Annotated in this window: 11 protein-coding genes; 8 read left to right on the top strand and 3 right to left on the bottom strand. The window is 69.8% G+C overall.

The genetic code is table 11. The features are described 5' to 3' along the window. Positions 1-10 precede the first annotated feature (10 nt). The 7 genes from QHF85_RS12360 to QHF85_RS12330 all read left to right on the top strand — a co-directional run bounded on the left by QHF85_RS12360 (position 11) and on the right by QHF85_RS12330 (position 9,837). The gene (locus tag QHF85_RS12360) at positions 11-1,072 is read left to right on the top strand and encodes an NAD-dependent epimerase/dehydratase family protein (RefSeq protein WP_281327343.1); all 1,062 of its coding nucleotides are present in this window, start codon (positions 11-13) and stop codon (positions 1,070-1,072) included. 20 nt (positions 1,073-1,092) lie between these two features. Then, on the top strand, positions 1,093-1,971 hold the full coding sequence (locus QHF85_RS12355) for a YicC/YloC family endoribonuclease (protein ID WP_281327342.1): 879 nt from the start codon (positions 1,093-1,095) through the stop codon (positions 1,969-1,971). 48 nt (positions 1,972-2,019) lie between these two features. After that, positions 2,020-2,649, top strand: a complete 630-nt coding sequence (gmk, locus tag QHF85_RS12350) for a guanylate kinase (RefSeq protein ID WP_281327341.1) — start codon at positions 2,020-2,022, stop codon at positions 2,647-2,649. Next, positions 2,646-3,524: an S-methyl-5'-thioadenosine phosphorylase gene (gene mtnP, locus QHF85_RS12345; protein WP_281327340.1), complete on the top strand. Its 879-nt coding sequence runs from the start codon at positions 2,646-2,648 to the stop codon at positions 3,522-3,524. The genes gmk and mtnP overlap by 4 nt, the downstream gene beginning before the upstream one ends. An 11-nt stretch (positions 3,525-3,535) precedes the next feature. After that, positions 3,536-4,462, top strand: a complete 927-nt coding sequence (locus QHF85_RS12340) for a PfkB family carbohydrate kinase (RefSeq protein ID WP_281327339.1) — start codon at positions 3,536-3,538, stop codon at positions 4,460-4,462. Between the two features lie 78 nt (positions 4,463-4,540). Then, complete coding sequence (locus QHF85_RS12335; protein ID WP_281327338.1) at positions 4,541-5,518, top strand: hypothetical protein; 978 nt, start codon at positions 4,541-4,543, stop codon at positions 5,516-5,518. A gap of 131 nt (positions 5,519-5,649) precedes the next feature. After that, positions 5,650-9,837 carry a hypothetical protein gene (locus QHF85_RS12330; protein WP_281327337.1) on the top strand — a complete coding sequence of 1,396 codons (4,188 nt, stop codon included), beginning with the start codon at positions 5,650-5,652 and terminating at the stop codon, positions 9,835-9,837. Positions 9,838-9,928: 91 nt separating this feature from the next. Here QHF85_RS12330 and QHF85_RS12325 read toward each other — a convergent pair whose 3' ends face one another. From QHF85_RS12325 to QHF85_RS12315, 3 genes are all read right to left on the bottom strand, one after another. Next, positions 9,929-10,189, bottom strand: a complete 261-nt coding sequence (locus QHF85_RS12325; RefSeq protein WP_281327336.1) for a hypothetical protein — start codon at positions 10,187-10,189, stop codon at positions 9,929-9,931. Between the two features lie 189 nt (positions 10,190-10,378). Beyond that, on the bottom strand, positions 10,379-11,563 hold the full coding sequence (locus QHF85_RS12320; RefSeq protein ID WP_281327335.1) for a hypothetical protein: 1,185 nt from the start codon (positions 11,561-11,563) through the stop codon (positions 10,379-10,381). 110 nt (positions 11,564-11,673) lie between these two features. Then, positions 11,674-13,218, bottom strand: coding sequence for a hypothetical protein (locus QHF85_RS12315; RefSeq protein WP_281327334.1), 1,545 nt, complete (start codon positions 13,216-13,218; stop codon positions 11,674-11,676). A gap of 230 nt (positions 13,219-13,448) precedes the next feature. Between QHF85_RS12315 and QHF85_RS12310 the strand changes: the two genes are divergently transcribed. Continuing rightward, entirely contained in the window at positions 13,449-15,299 is a 1,851-nt protein-coding gene (locus QHF85_RS12310; RefSeq protein WP_281327354.1) for a L,D-transpeptidase, read from the top strand. Positions 15,300-15,349: the final 50 nt, after the last annotated feature.

The following is a 15,349-nucleotide window of genomic DNA, read 5'->3' as shown; positions in this document are numbered from 1 at the left end:
CGAATCGGGCATGTCCACGCCTCGTTACCTGGTCACCGGCGGCGCCGGCTTCATCGGCAGCAACATCGTCGCGGCGCTCGTCGCCGCGGGCGAGCGCGTCCGCGTGCTCGACAACCTCGCCACGGGGATGTGGGAGAACCTCGACGGGATCTCCCCTTCCTCCGCGATCGAGCGCATCGAGGGCGACATCCGCGACCCCGAGGCCGTCGCCAAGGCCGCCGCGGGCGTCGAGGTCGTCTTCCACGAGGCCGCGCTCGGGTCGGTGCCGCGCAGCGTCGAGGACCCGGTCACGAGCGACGCCGTGAACGTCGGCGGCACCGTCACCGTGCTCGACGTGTCGCGCCGCGTCGGGGTTCGCCGCGTCGTGTTCGCCGCGTCGTCCTCGGCCTACGGCGAGACGCCCGTGCTGCCGAAGCGCGAGGACATGCAGCCGATGCCGCTCTCGCCGTACGCCGTGACGAAGCTCGCGTGCGAGAGCTATTGCCGCGTCTTCTCCTCGATCTACGGCCTGGAGACGATGTGCCTGCGGTACTTCAACGTCTTCGGTCCGCACCAGACGCCCGAGGGGCCGTACGCCGCGGCGATCCCGCGCTTCGTCGACGCCGCGCTCGCAGAAAAGCCCATCCGGATCTTCGGCGACGGCGAGCAGACGCGCGACTTCTGCTTCGTCGACAATGCCGTGCGGGCGAATCTGCTCGCGGCCGGATCGCCCCGGAAGCTCGCCGGCGAGGTCGTCAACATCGCGGGCGAGCGGCGCGTGTCGCTGAACGCGCTCTGCGTCGAGATCGGCCGTGTCCTCGGACGGACGCTCGCCGTCGAGCACGGCCCGCCGCGGCCGGGCGACGTGCGGCATTCGCTCGCGGACGTGAGCCTCGCGCGGGAGATCCTCGGGTACGAGCCTTCCGTGCGGTGGGAGGACGGCATCGCGCCGACCGTCGCGTACCTGGAGGCCCTGCGGGCTTCCGGTCCGGCCGAGGCGGCTCGGCGGGCGGCCGAAAGACGCGCGCAAAGTGCGCAAGAGAATGCCGTTCGTACGGGTGCTGCAACTAACGTTGTTGCACTCTTTCGGTGAGCGACGTATCCGGCAGAGCCATGCGGAGCATGACGGGGTTCGGGATCGGCGAGGTGAGCCTCGGAGAGGGCCGAGTGCTCGCCGAGATCCGCTCCGTCAACCAGCGCTTCCTCGACGTTCGGACGCGGCTGCCGCGAGAGCTCGCCGAGATCGCGCTCTTCGCCGAGCAGGTGGTGCGCGAGCGGCTGCGTCGCGGACGTGTCGAGCTCGTCGTGCGCACGGAGGGGCCGGTGCTGACGGCGGCGACGCTCGACGTGGCGCGCGCGCGCTCGGCGTTCCGTCAGCTCCTCGCGCTGCGTGACGAGCTCGCGCCGGGCGCGGAGCTGCCGCTCGCGTTGCTCTCGGCCGTGCCGGATCTGTTCATCCCGCCGGCGGGGCCGGAGCTCGCCGCGGTGCGCGACGCGGTTCGCCGCGCGATCGAGGCCGCGATCTCGGCGATGGACACGATGTGCCGGGCAGAAGGCGAAGCGCTGCTCGCGGATCTCTCGGGGCGTTGTCAGGCCTTGCGGCGCCTCATCGAGGCGATCGCTTCGCAGGCGGACGGTCTGCGCGAGGCGGCGCAGCGGCGCATGCACGAGCGGCTCGAGCGGCTGCTCGCGAGCGCGGAGCTCACGGTGGATCGAGGCAGGCTCGAGCTCGAGCTCGCGATCCTCGTCGACAAGAGTGATTTCACCGAGGAGCTCACGCGCTTGCGGAGCCACCTCGATCAGCTCGAAGGCGTGCTCGCGGCGAGCGGGGGCGAGCCTGTGGGGCGGCGGCTCGACTTCCTTCTGCAGGAAATGGTACGCGAGGCCAACACGCTCGGCGCGAAGGCCCAGGACGCCTCGGTCAGCCAGATCGTCGTCGGCATCAAGGTCGAGCTCGAGCGCCTCCGCGAGCAGGTGCAGAACGTCGAGTGACGCGCGCACGCGCCAAGGCCCCAACACCCCAGCACGAGACCGAAACGAATGGTGAGCGACTTCCTCCTCCTCATCGTCTCCTCCCCTTCCGGGGCGGGCAAGACGACGCTCTGCAACCGGCTGCGCGCGGAGTTTCCCGACCTGCGTTTCTCGGTCTCGCACACGACGCGCAAGCCGCGCCCGAACGAGGTGGACGGGCGCGAGTACCACTTCATCGACAAGGACGCGTTCGATCGGATGATCGGCGAGCACGCCTTCGCCGAGTGGGCGCCGGTGCACGGCAACTCCTACGGCACGAGTGTCGCCGAGATCGAGATCGCCAAGCGCGAGGCGCGCGGCGTGCTCTTCGACATCGACTACCAGGGCGCGCGGCAGATCAAGGCGCGCATGCCCGAGGCCGCGTCCGTGTTCATCCTGCCGCCTTCCCTCGCCGAGCTCGAGCGCAGGCTGCGCGGCCGCGGCACCGAGGACGAGCCGACCACGCTGCGCCGTCTCCGGGCGGCGAAGGGCGAGATCGAGCACTACGGGTTCTTCGACTACGTGATCGTCAACGACGACCTCGAGCGCGCGTACGACCAGCTTCGTTCGGTCGTGTTCGCCGAGCGCTGCCGTCGCGGCCGGCACGCGCTGCTCTGCGAGCAGATGCTCGCCGAGGGGAAGGTCGGGGCGCCCGCGTGAGCCACGTCCTCGGGGTGATCGGCGGCAGCGGCGTCTACGCGCTCGAGGACCTCGAGGACGTCGAAGAGGTCGACGTCGAGACGCCGTACGGCCCGCCGAGCGACGTCGTGTTCCGCGGCCGCGATCGTGAGTCCGGGACGACGCTCCTCTTCTTGCCGCGTCACGGCCGCGGCCATCGACTCTCGCCGACGGAGATCAACTACCGGGCGAACGTGTGCGCGCTGAAGAAGCTCGGCGCCACGCACCTCGTCAGCGTGAGCGCGGTCGGATCGATGCGCGAGGAGATCCCGCCGGGAGATCTCGTGATCGTCGATCAGTTCATCGACCTGACGAAGCGCCGCACGAGCACGTTCTTCGAGGGCGGCGTCGTGGCGCACGTGGCCTTCGCCGATCCGGTTTGCCCGCACCTCTCGGCCGCGCTCGCGGATGCCGCGGCGCAGGCGATCGAAGGCACGCAGAAGAAGGTCCACCGCGGCGGCACGTACGTCTGCATGGAGGGGCCGCAGTTCTCGACCCGCGCGGAGAGCCATCTCTATCGGAGCTGGGGCGTGCACGTGATCGGCATGACGGCGATGCCCGAGGCCAAGCTCGCGCGCGAGGCGGAGCTGCCTTACGCGCTGCTCGCGATGTCGACCGACTACGACTGCTGGCACGCGACCGAAGAGGTCGTGACGGTGGAGGCGGTGATCGCGGTGCTTCGGGAGAACGTGGCGTATGCGCGACGCGCCCTGCGAGGTCTCTCGCGTACGCTCCCCGATCCCACGACGAGCCCTGCGCACGGCGCGCTCACGAACGCGGTCATGACCCGACGTGATCTCGTACCCGAGCAGACGCGGGCGCGGCTGTCGTGGCTTTTGCCGGATCTCTCATGCTAGAAGGGGCCGCCGTGAGCACGTCTTCGCCGATTCTCATCGTTGGATCCATGGCCTTCGACGATCTCGACCTGCCCTCGGGCAAGGCGCGCGACGTCGTGGGCGGCTCGGCCACGTACGCCGCCATGACCGCGTCGGTGTTCGCGCCGGTGCGTGTCGTCGCCGTCGTCGGGGACGACTTTCCGGAGCACGTGCTCATCGCCATGCAGGCGCGCGGCATCGACACGCGCGGCATCGAGCGGGCGAGCGGAAAGACGTTCCGCTGGGCGGGCCGGTACGATCAGGATCTCGTCCACCGCACCACGCTCGACACGCAGCTCAACGTCTTCGCCGACTTCCGCCCGCGCCTGCCCGACGCGTACCGCGACACGCCGTTCCTCCTGCTCGGCAACATCCATCCGGCGCTCCAGCTCGACGTGCTCGAGCAGGTGCGCGCGCCGCGCCTCGTCGTGGCCGACACGATGAACTTCTGGATCACGGGCGAGCCTGCGCTGCTCGCGTCGATGCTGAAGCGCATCGACGTGCTCATCGTGAACGACGAGGAGGCGCGGCAGCTCTCGGGCATCCACAACATCCGGCGCGCGGCGCGCGACATCCTCGCGCGCGGCCCGAAGCGCCTCGTCATCAAGCGCGGCGAGCACGGCGCGCTCCTCTTCGACGAGGAGGGCGTGTTCGCGGCCCACGGCTTCCCGCTCGAAGACGAGGTCGATCCGACGGGCGCGGGCGACTCGTTCGCGGGCGGCTTCCTCGGCTACCTCGCGACGCAGCCCGAGGTCACGCCGCTCGCGCTCCGGCGCGCGATGGTGCACGCGACGGCGACGGCGTCGTTTTGCGTCGAGGCGGTAGGCACGGGGAAGGTCGGCGCGCTCGTGCGCGACGAGGTCTCCGGGCGCGTCGCCGAGATCCAGAAGCTTTACGAGTTCGGCGCCAGCACGATGTGATCCGCCCGCTCCGCCCCGCGCGGAGCGGGTGCCGTCCGTGGTACTCTGCGCGCTCCTTTTTGCGTGGAGGAAACACGGATGCGCTTTTCGAACGTGGCCGCGTCGCTCGCGGCCTTCGGGCTTTTGTCTCTCGGTGTCCTCGGCAGCGGCTGCGGCGGCGATGAAAATCCGCCTTCTCAGCCGCCTCCTTCGGGCGCGAACTGCGCGCTCACGGCCGAGTGCGTCACGGCCGATCCGACGTGTATCGCGAACGTCGACAACGCGGGCAAGACGGAGTTTGGCCTGCGCATGTCGCAGATCATCATCAGCAAGCCTGCGACGCTCGCGGCCGCGAGCTTCATCGGCAAGACCGTCGCGAGCGGCGTCGCGCTGGCCGACAACAAGTGCAACCTGGGTGGCACGGGCACGTTCTCGTGGCTGCTCCACTTCGACGCGATGTCGAACACCGTCTGCACGGGCGGCGCGAAGCCCGTCGCGAACCCCGCGGACGGTTATACGTTCGTGAACGAAATGATCAGCGGCTTCAACATCACGCCGATCAAGTTCTCGAGTGATCTGTCCCAGGGCTCGTTCGAGGTGGCTGAGGGGCAGGACATCATCGTCCCCGTGTACACGGCCGAGGGCGGCGAACCGATCCTCCTGCCGCTCAAGAAGGCGCGGATCCTGGACGGAAAGCTCTCGTCCAACAACAACTGCGTCGGCAGCTACAACGCCGAGGGCCTCGATCCGCTGAACCTCTGCAAGCCGTACCCCGAAGAAAATCAGTTCACGTTCAACAACGCGGGCAAGATCGAGGGGTACATCACGCTCGAGGACGCGGATGCCGTCGAGGTCGATCTCGCGAAGAAGTCGCTCTGCGCGCTGCTCACGGGCAAGGACGACGGCGCCGCGCCGATCGCGAAGTGCGTGCGCGATGCGGGCGGAAAAATCGATTACAAGGGCGACTGGTGCCACGCCACGAACGCGGCCGCGGACGCGATGTGTGCCGACGCGGTGCAGCTCGGGGCGGAGTTCGCGGCGAGCGCGGTGAAGATCAACGGCGGCTGTCCGCTCTGACGCGGGAACGTCCCGTCCGTCACGCTTGCGGCGTGCGCGGTAGGACGCGTACGATCGTGCATATCCGGTGAAAAACGGCCTCTCGTGCGTGCGAGAGGCCGCCATCGGTGGCGCTTTCGGAGGTCTTCGCCATGCCTCGCTTTCTAAGACATCTCATCGGGATCATGGTCGTGATCCTCATCGCCGGCTGTGCCGGTGGTGGTTGCTCGAGCGGATGCTCGGGCTGCGGAATGACGCCGCTCCCCGGCGGTTTCGATCCCCAGGCACGGATCGAAAACGCTGGCTCGGTGCGGCTGACGGATTCTGGGCTCACGTTCCTCGAACAGAACCTCGGGCCTCTGGCCAAGAGTCTCCTTGGCGGTAGCGGGAACGGCGGCATCGTCACCTTCCCCATCCCCTCGACGAGCGGCTCGACCGCGGGCATCGGCTACGACGTTTGCCCCGACGGCCCCAACGAGAACTCGAACCCGCCGAAGTGCGTCGCCGAGATCGACGTCGGCAACGCCCAGCTCAACATCGACACGGCGAACCCGCACAACATCAAGATCACGGGCCCGCTGCCGATCCGGCTGCAGGACTTGCCGCTCGACATCTCGTACTTCGGCATCCCCGACAGCGCCACCGGGCGCCTGACCGGCAACGGCTGCACCACGCCGTCCGCGTTCGCGAACATCGATCTGAACGTCGACATCTCGATCGAGGTCGACACGAACGCGGCGCACTCGCGCCACGGCTACTCGCGCGTCAAGGTCAACGCGCTCGAGGTCAACGAGACCCAGCTCCAGGACTCGCTCGAGTTCTGCGGCGGCGGGTTCTCGAACTTCATCCTCAACACGATGAAGGGCGTCATCTTCGATCTGCTCGTCGGCGAGCTCATCGGCACGCTCTCCGAGACCATCGAGCAGCAGCTCTGCCAGCAGGCGAACCCGGATCTCAACCCCTCCTGCCCGCTCGGCACGAACGACGTGGGCGGCGTTTGTCGTTATGGAACGGCCGAGAGCGATGAGTGCGCCTCGATCATCCTCGGCACCGACGGCCACCTGGACCTCGGCAGCGCGCTCGCGAGCATCTCGCCGGGCACGAAGGGCGGCCTCGACATCCTCTTCGCCGTCGGCGGCGCGGGCCAGCGGACGGACAACAGCGGCTACGCGTGGGGTGATCTCAACCCGGTCGCGGGCGGCGCGACGCTCGGCATGTACGGCGGCGCGGAGCCCACGCCCATCTCGCAGTGCGTGAAGTTCTCGAACATGGACGTGCCGACGGGCATCCCGGTTCCGGACGAGCTCGTGGGCAACACGGTGAGCGACTGGCCCGCGGGGCTCGCGGGCCCGCACGTCGGGATCGCGCTCTCCGAGCGGTTCGCGAACTACGCGCTGAACGGCATGTACAACAGCGGCTTCCTCTGCCTCGGCATCTCCACCGAGACGGTGCCGCAGCTCGCCTCGGGCACGCTCTCGCTGCTCGCGTCCTCGCTCAGGGACCTCGGCCTCCAACGTGACCCGCAGCAGGTCGCGCTCGTCGTCCGGCCGGGCCGTCCGCCGACGGCGACGTTCGGCAACGGCACGGACATCAACACGGATCCGCTCATCCGCGTGAAGCTCGAGCAGGCCTCGTTCGACTTCTACATCTGGTCGACCGATCGCTTCATCCGCTTCATGACGGCGACGTTCGATCTCGACGTGCCCGTGAACCTCACGGTCACGCCGGACGGCCTCTTGCCTGTGCTCGACAAGATCGGCGTGTCGAACGGCGTGGTCACGAACTCCGAGCTCCTCAAGGAGGATCCGGCGGTCATCGCGGGCGCGCTCCAGGGCCTCCTCGGCAGCCTCGGCTCGCAGTTCCTCGGCGGCATCAGCGCGATCGATCTCGCGGACGCGCTGAGCTCGGTCGGCCTCACGCTGACGATCCCCGAGACGGTGGAAGGCAAGGGATCGGCAGGCCTGCGCAAGCTCTCGAAGGGCAGCGACAGCTTCCTCGGCATCTTCGCGACGCTCGGCGTGGGCCAGGCGTCGCCGATCGCGCCGAACCCGGGCTCGGCGGCGAAGGCCGAGCCGATCGAGACGGCCGTGCGCGTGATCGAGAAGAAGCTCGATCGCGAGGGCTTCCGCCTCGGCACGGTCGACGAGGAGAACGCGCCGATCGTGACGCTGCAGCTCTCGTCGCCGAGCGACACGGGCGCGGTGCCCGTCGAGTACTCGTACCGCGTCGATCACGGCATGTGGAAGCCGTTCACGCGTGAGCGGACCGTCGACGTGCGCGACGAGTGGCTACGTCTGCAGGGCAAGCACACGGTGAGCGTGCGTTCGCGCATCGTGGGCAAACCGGAGACGCTCGACGCGACGCCGGCCGAGATCGACGTCGTGATCGACGCCGAGCCGCCCGTGATCGCGGTCGGCGAGGTGCAGGAAGGCAACCGCGTCTCCGTGGACGTCCGCGACATCGTGGGCGGCGGCGGCGAGTCGCGCGTGCGCTACCGTCTCGACGGCGGCGCGTGGTCTTCGTGGAAGCCTGCCACCGAGCTCGGGATGGTCGATGTGGGCGAGTCGGCCGAGATCGACGTCGAGGCCGAGGACGCCGAGGGTAACGTGGCCGAGGCATCGCAGGCGCTCATCCGTGGTCGCGCGCTCGTCACGGGCGAGGGCTGCGGCTGCGCTGTCGTCGGCGACGATCGCGCGCAGGGCAAGCCGATGTGGATCGTCGGCCTCGCGCTTCTCGGCGCGGTGATCCGGTTCGGCCGTCGCCGCTCGCCGAAGGCCGCGGCTGCGAAGCCCGCGCCGGCTGCTGCTCCTTCGCGTCGCGCTTCGTCGCGCCGCACGATCCGCGCGCTCTCCGGGCTCGCGTTCATCGGCGCGGCGGGCTCGTTCGCCGGCTGCAGCTGCGGCGGCGACGACAGCGCGATCGCGGGGAGCGGATATACCTGCGTCGCGCCGGCCTGCACGACGCTCGACCCCGGGCTCATCGGCGCCTACACGTCGGTCGCGATCTCGGGCAAGTCGATCTGGGTCGCCGGGTACGTCGAGGCGGACTGGGCGAACGAAAACAGCTGGGGTGATCTCGTCGTCGGCACGTGGAACGGCGAGAGCGGGAGCGTCGGCTGGTCCGCGATCGACGGTGTCCCCGCCGAGCCTGCGGTCGATCCGGCGAAGTTCAACAAGAACGGCTTCCGCGGCGGCCAGCTCGAGTCGGGCGACGACGTTGGCACGTGGACGAGCATCGCCACGGCCAGCGATGGCAACCCCGCCGTCGCCTACTACGACCGGACGAACAAGGCTCTCAAGTTCGCCCAGCGCGTGGGCGGCGCCTGGAACGTCATCACGGTCGAGCAGAAGAAGCAGGCGGACATCGGGCGGTACGCGAAGCTCATCATGGCGGGCGGCGACAAACCCACCATCGCGTACCTCTCGATCGAGCCTGGCAAGGACGGCGCGGTCTCGTCGAAGGTCCGCCTCGCGACGTCGACGAGCGCGACGCCGACAGCCGCGGACTGGACGTTCGAGGACGTGGCCGTCGACGAGGCCACGCCCTGCCGTGCGTACAACTGCGCGAGCGGCGACGTCTGCGTGCTGGAGACCGCTCGGTGCCAGGCGAAGCTCTCGGACTGCGATCCGAAGTGCGGATCGGGCTCGGCGTGCGTGGACGTCGGCGGCACGGTGCAGTGCTCGGACACATTGGATCCGGCGAAGATCGACACCTACCCCGAGGCGGTGGGCGACTACATCTCGCTCGCGCAGGATCCCGCGGGTGGCCTCGGCATCGCGTTCTACGATCGCATCCGGGGCAACCTCGTGATCGCCTCGAAGAACGCGGGCATGTGGCAGACGACGATCGTCGACGGGCAAGCGGCCGACGGCACCGACACGGGTGACATGGGCATCGGCGCTTCGCTCTTCATCGACGACAAGGGCGACTGGCACCTCTCCTACGTCGACGGTTTGTCCGAAGGCCTTCGCTACGCGCAGGTCACGAAGGGCACGACCGTCAAGTTCACGGCCCTCGTGGACGACGGCCTCACGGTCGACGGGACGACGAAGTTCGACGACGGCCAGCACCTGGTCGGCGACGACTCGGCGATCTACGTCGGCGCGAGCGGCGCGATCCACATCAGCTACCAGGACGCGACGGCCGGCAAGCTCCGGTACGCCGTGGGCACCCCGACGGGGGATCAGGTCGACTGGAAGCTGCGCGCCTTCGATCAGGACGGCTTCGCCGGCGCGTTCTCGCGTCCGATCGAGGTCGACGGCAAGCTGATGCTCGTCAACTGGTGGCGTCGCCTCGACGAGGCGGGGCCGCGCGGCGACGTCGCGATCGTCTCGCCCTGAACGACGACGAGGGCGCGCTCTTCGGGGCGCGCCCTCGCGTTCCATGCTTGGGGCTTCGAGTCGCCTTCGGCGCCCTACGCCCCAAACCCCGTTACGCCGCAGCGATCTCCGCGGCCGTCTCCAGCAGCATCTCGCGCGTCGCCGGGCCGTTCACCCGCGCGCGCTCCGAGGCGACGAGCTCGAGCAGCTCCTGCTTCGTGGCGACGCCGGAGTCGAGCAGCGCACGCATGTATCCGTCGACCGCGCCCTGCGCCTTGGCGAGCTTCGTGTAGCTCGCGCCCGCGCTCTGCGCGCGGAGGGCCTCGTTCAACATCTGCTTGAGCTCCGCCAGCATCTCGCCCTTGCGTCGCATGAGACACCTCTCCCGATCCGGCAGGCTGCCGCCTCGGCCGCGCACCACGCGCAGAGGCCTTTGGGGTCGGTCGTCGCCCACCCGGCCGCGCCACGCGCGCCGGATCGCCGGTACACGACGTCCCCTATCCGAGGCGCGCGCGTCGGGCCAAATTCGTGATCGTTTTTCCGAGGAGGGTCGGCGCAGCCGTCAGGACGACGAGCTGCTCTGCAAGAGACGGCCGAGCGCGCTGTCGGCGAGCGTCGGGTCGAGGCGGCCGAGCGCGACCGCCGGGCCCTTCTGCGGCACGAGCACGACGCGGCAGCGCCCGCGCGAAGCGGGCATCAGGTTCGTGAGGGCGAAGTCGATCGCGATGGAGACGGCCACGAGCAGCGCGCCCATGCCGAGCAGATCCGGCGAGCCGGCGCGCGCGCCGTCGACGAAGAGCGAGATGCCCACGTAGCTGCCGATCGCCAGCGCGAAGAGGCCCGCGTACATGGCGAGCCGCGGATACCGCACCTCGCGGGCCACGCGCGTGAGCCCCTCGACCGGGAAGACCATCTCCCGCTCTCGCACCGTCCGTCCGAGCAGCTCCGTCTTCGCCAGCACCGTGATCGAGCGCGGCGAGACCCGCATCTCCGCGGGGCAGCGGTACCGGAGCACGAAACGCCCGAGCAGGCGGGCGAGCGGCACGAGGAAGAGCAGCCCCGTCACGGCGAGCAGCACGAGCGCGACCGGGCCTCGCGGCGGCGGGACGAGCTCGCCGGCGGCCGCGGCGGCGCCGGGGCTCCGCGCCTCCTGGAGGAGCGCGCGCACCACGGGATCACGCGCCTCGGCGGCGAGCGTCCGGGCCTCGTCCCGCGCGGCCGACGACGAGCTCGCGCCGAGCGCCGCGGCCACGACGAGTGCCCCTGCGCGCCCCACGAGCGCCGCGGCGCCTTCGTCCGCCCTGCGCACGAGCGCTGCGGCTTCTCGCCAGAGCCCGTCTGCCTTCGGCCCGAGCGCAGCATCTACAGCGGAGAGCGCGTCGAGCGGCGTGTGCGCGGCGATCCACGCGAGCGCTTCGACCACGCGCCGCTCGGCCTCGACGCCTTCGGGCGGGGCGAGCGCGATGCCGCGGGCGAGCAGGGCCGACAGGAGGGTGCGCGTCGCGGGCCCCGTGGGCTCGTTCGGGCTCCTTTCGAGCGCGGCGAGCACGTTGCCGAAGGGGGTCTCGGCGTCCTCGGTGGAGAGCCCGAGCCGGGAGGCGGCGTCGCGGGCCCCGTCGGGCAGCGAGGTCCTTCGCTCGTCGGCGCAGGCGAACGCGATGGCGTGGACGAGGCGGGCCAGATCGTCGCCGCGCGGATGGCCGGCGAGCTCGGCGAGGACTTCGTGAGGCTTTTGGTCGGCGGGCATGGCAGGGCGTGCTCTGTCGCGCGTCGCGCGCGGGTCGACTTAACCGAACGCGCGCGCCCTGGCTAGTCTTCCGGGCTCTTTCGAAGGCGCGTCTGTGGGGCGAGCGTGCGTCAGGGCGCCTTTTTCCCCGCCTCTTCCGCGGCTTTCGCTTGTTTCGCGAGCTGCTGCTCGACCGCGCTCATGATGTATTTGAGCTGCTTGTTCGTCACGTGCGTGGTGGCCCGGACCAGGTCCCCCTCGGCGACGAACGGCGTCGGCCCGAGGACCTCGAACCGGCCGATGAACGGGATCTCGACCTTCCGGAACCCCTCGACGACCGGCCCGAGCTCCCCGGCGTGCTTCTCGGCCGAGGCTGCGTCCTTGTCTTGCGCTTCGAGGAGCACGTCCGCGCCGCCGTCGTCCGTGGGCGTCACGGAGAGCCGCATCCACTTGAAGGTGTCGGGGATCTGGAAGGGCAGGCCTTTGAACGCCCGGTGCGGCGTGACGATCGAGAGCGCGATCCCCACGCCGCTCGACTTGTTGAAGCCCTTCGTCGACTTCACCTTGGCGAGCTCGCCCTTCGCGTCGGCGGGCATCACCACGAGGATCCGTTTGCCCGGGACGAGCGCGAAGATGCGCTCGCCCTTGTCGGCCTTCGCGATCGCCGCGGGCACGGGCGAATCGTCGAGCCAGTGGCCCGGCGGATCGCTGCGCTTCACGATGGAATCAACCGCGCCGCGGATCTTCGGCTCGGGCACGTTGAAGTCCATCACGGCGACGACCTTGCGCGAGTCGCGGAACTGCGGCCCTGCGATGAGCAGGTGATCGAGGTCGCGGATCGGATCGATGGGCGTGTCCTTGAAGAAGGACTGCCACTGCGGGATCCCCACGAGGATCCGGCTGAACCAGGTCCCGAGCTCGTGCTTGCGGATCCTGTCGCCGGCGATGAGCACCTGGACGTTCGGATTTTTCGAAGCGAGATCCGCGGGCGAACCCGCCGCCGCGAGCGGATCCTTGAGCTTCGGGCCTCCGGCATCCGCGCCCGCGTCGGGCATCTCGGCGACGGGCACCGGTGCCGCTGCATCCGCGCCTGCGTCCGGCTCTGCTTTCGCGACGGCCTCCGCGTCGACGCCCGCGTCGGGCAGCTCCGCGATCGGCGCGCCTGCGTCGTGCGCCTCCATTCCACCATCCGTGGCGAGCGGCTCCGCATCGGCAACCCCTGCGTCCTCTGGGCCTGCGTCGCTTACGCCTGCGTCCTCGGCCTCTGCGTCGGGGCCTGCGTCGGGCGCTTCTGCGTCCGGACCTGCGTCGGCCGGCTCCGTTTTTTTCTTGGGCTTCGGCTCGGCTTGCTTCGTGGGTTCGGCGGCGGGATCGGGCTCCGCGGCGGCGGGCTCGGGGTCTGACGCGGGCGCGGGCGCTCGGGTTTCTCCGGGCACGAGATCGAGATCGATCGGGATCACGACCTCGCCCTCCATGTCGACCATCTCCACCGGATCGCCGAGGAGCAGCGAGAGCCAAGCGAACAGACGCGTCGGGAGCAGCGGCAAATGCAGGAGCAGCGCGATCGTCAGGGCAACCACGAAGGCGCGTCGCGTGGTCGCACGAAGCCGCGAGAGGGCCGTGGCCGGCGCTTCTTTCGTGTCTGTACGGCCACGGGGCTGCGTCCGCTGCTCCACGGCCCCTACGGTAGCAGCGCTGCGCCGGGCGTCATCGGGCCGAGCGCTTCGTGGCACGTTCCTTTCAAGCGGCTTTCATCTCCCTTTTGCAGAGAACTGGATCGACGATGCAGGACCGGGTACGAAGACCCCCGAGCCCGTCTGTTCGAGAAGACGAGGCGCAATTTTCGGCGATGGGAAGCTCTCCAGTGGATCGGCCTCGGCGTGAACAAGATCGGCCCCGCGTGGCGATGAACTCCCGCGTGCCGGCGGGTCGCGAGCCTGCGCCTCCTCCTCCCGAGGGGAAGGCGCCCTCCACGCTCGCGGCGAGCGCGCTCGGCTTCGCGGTGGCGGCGGGCCTCGCGGGCGCCGTCGCGTGGGCAAGCGGCTGCCATGGCGATGCGCCGCCTGGCGCGTCCGTCGACAAGCCCACGCGCACGAGCCAGCTCCCCGCCCCTCCCCCGACGACGCCCCCGGCCCCGAAGGGATCCGCGCGTGTCGCGACGGCCGTCCCGGCCGACACCCGCGACGCGGGCGCCGACGCCGCTGCGGACGCGAGCGCGGAGGTCGCGGAGGCCGAGAAGCCGTACACCGGCCCGCTCCTCGGGGCGCTGGCGGTGCAGACGCCGGTCTTCCCGACGATGGAGTCGGGCAAGAAGCGGCTCGGTTACATCCGGCTCGGCGGCAAGGTCCCGGTCGATCCGAACCCCACGAAGAACGCCTCGTGCCAGCAGGGCTGGTACCGCTTGCTCGACGGCGGCTACGTCTGCGGCAAGTACGGGACGACGGATCTGGCGAACCCGCAGGTTCGCATGGGCATCACGTCGCCCAACCTCGAAGAGGTGCTCCCGTACCGCTACGCCTACAACACGGCGCACGGCACGCCGCTCTACCGATCGGTCCCCTCGAAGGAGGACATGATCAAGTACGAGCCGTACCTCGAGATGGCGAAGAAGGCGCGCCGCAAGAAGAAGGCCGACGAGGAGGCCGAGAGCGCGAAGGACGAGGCGGCGAAGGATCAGACGGCGTCGGCCGCGGCGACGCCTTCGGCGAGCGCGTCTGCGGCGGGCGACACGGCGGCTGCGCCGGCGGGTACGGAGGGCGCACCGAGCGCGCCTGCGCCCATGCCTTCGGCCGAGGTCGCGGCGATGCTCGACGCGGGCGCTGCGGTCGAGGAGCCGGCGAAGCCCTGGTGGCAGCAGCTCGAGCCGGGCAAGCCCGTCAACGTCACGCTGAAGGAGCTCGAGAGCGAGGCCGACGGCACCGTCGCCAAGCGCATGGTGAGGGGCTTCTTCGTCGCGGTGGACAAGACGTTCGGGTGGAACGGGCGGCTCTGGTACAAGACCACGGCGGGCCTCGTCGCGCCGAGCGACCGCATGTACATCGTCAAGCCGCCGACCTCGCAGGGCATCGACGTGCCCGAGGGGGCCAAGCAGGTCGGCTTCATCCTCGCGACGAAGTCTTCGAAGTTCGAGATCGACGACGAGCACAAGAACGTGAAGGTGAAGGGGCCGGCGCCTCGGTTCACGGCGGTCGGTCTCACGGGCGTGACGGCGACGGTGAAGTCGGTCGTCTACCGGCAGACCACCGAGGGCTGGTGGATGAAGGGCGTCGACGCCACGTACACCGAGCCTGGTCCGCCGCCGGCGGATCTCGCGCCGGGCGAGAAGTGGCTCGACGTGAACCTCACGCGGAAGACGATCGTCGCGATCGAGGGCGACAAGCCCGTGTACGCGGCGCTCGTGTCGCCGGGGCGCAAGTCGACGAACAAGGCGAAGGATCACTCGACGATCAAGGGCACGTTCCGGATCCGCGAGAAGCACATCGCCACGACCATGGATGGCGACGGCACGGTGGCGGGCGATCTCCCGTACAGCATCGAGGATGTCCCGTACGTCGCGTACTTCGAGGGCTCGTATGCGCTGCACGGCGCGTTCTGGCACTCGAACTTCGGCCGGGAGATGAGCCACGGCTGCGTGAACCTCTCCCCGCTCGACGCCAAGAAGATCTTCTTCTGGGCCGAGCCTCGCCTCCCCCGTGGCTGGCACGCGGTCTGGTCCACGCCCGAAAATCGCGGCACGCTCGTGGTCGTCCACGAATAACCCCCGAAAAACACAAACCCCGGCCTCCCTGGTCCCCCTGGACGTATCTC

Origin of the sequence: Polyangium sp. 6x1 (assembly GCF_029946515.1) — a bacterium.
Taxonomy (GTDB): domain Bacteria; phylum Myxococcota_A; class Polyangia; order Polyangiales; family Polyangiaceae; genus Polyangium.
This window is presented reverse-complemented; position numbering and strand designations above follow the sequence as displayed.